The sequence below is a fragment of the Bacillus sp. SIMBA_026 genome (assembly GCF_046535335.1).
GTDB lineage: Bacteria > Bacillota > Bacilli > Bacillales > Bacillaceae > Bacillus > Bacillus velezensis.
Genome location: NZ_JAWRWX010000183.1, coordinates 1 through 270, shown reverse-complemented (window position 1 = coordinate 270; position 270 = coordinate 1). Strand labels below are relative to the sequence as shown.

1 protein-coding gene is annotated in these 270 nt (G+C 58.9%); it reads left to right on the top strand.

Translation table 11 applies throughout. The features are described 5' to 3' along the window. Positions 1–122: 122 nt before the first annotated feature. Positions 123–270 (top strand): TetR/AcrR family transcriptional regulator (locus SB847_RS21125; protein ID WP_410578583.1); only part of this gene is annotated, 148 nt, incomplete at its 3' end.

Genomic DNA, 270 nt, shown 5'->3' with positions numbered 1-270 from the left:
GTCTTCCTCCGGGCTGACCAAAGAAATCTTGACACACAACCGACCAACTAGTAGATTGGCTGCCAACCGTCCGAGGACGCGCCTCGTTCGCCCTTTCCGCCGTCAGTTCCAAGGTCGCCCCAATGAGTCTCGAGCTTTCCCCAAGAGCCGCCGAAATCGTCGAACAGGCTAAGCTGCTGCTCGCCGCCGGGGGCTATCACGGGTTCAGCTATGCCGATATATCCGAACGGGTTCGCATCGGCAAACCCAGTATCCACCACCACTTCCCCA